At 72.1% G+C, this 430-nt stretch carries 1 protein-coding gene; it reads right to left on the bottom strand.

Annotation, left to right across the window (positions count from 1 at the left end; genetic code table 11):
* A partial coding sequence (locus FPZ47_RS27970; RefSeq protein ID WP_145039842.1) for a beta-ketoacyl synthase N-terminal-like domain-containing protein occupies positions 1–430 on the bottom strand: 430 nt, incomplete at both ends.

Below are 430 nucleotides of genomic sequence, written 5' to 3'. Positions count from 1 at the left end.
CAACAACGCCTGCGCCTCGATCGGGTCACCCAAGCTCGTACCGGTGCCGTGCCCCTCGACCGCGTCGACATCCGCCGCCGAAAGCCCCGCATTGGCCAGCGCCGCCCGCAGCACCCGCTGCTGGGACGGCCCGTTGGGCGCGGTCAACCCGTTGGAGGCACCATCCTGATTGACCGCCGAACCCCGCACCACCGCCAGCACCGGATGACCCAACCGCCGCGCATCCGAGAGCCGCTCCACCACCAGCATCCCGCCGCCCTCGGAGAAGCCGGTGCCGTCGGCGGCGTTGGCGTAGGCCTTGCAGCGGCCGTCGACGGACAATCCGCGCCAGCGGCTGAACTCCACGAAAACCGCGGGGGTGGCGTTGACGGTCACCCCGCCGGCCAGGGCCAGGTCGCACTCCCCCGAACGCAGCGACTGCACCGCCATG

This window comes from Mycobacterium helveticum, assembly GCF_007714205.1.
Taxonomy (GTDB): Bacteria; Actinomycetota; Actinomycetes; order Mycobacteriales; family Mycobacteriaceae; genus Mycobacterium; species Mycobacterium helveticum.
The sequence above is the reverse complement of the archived record's forward strand: the minus strand, read 5'-3'. Positions and strand labels throughout refer to the sequence as shown.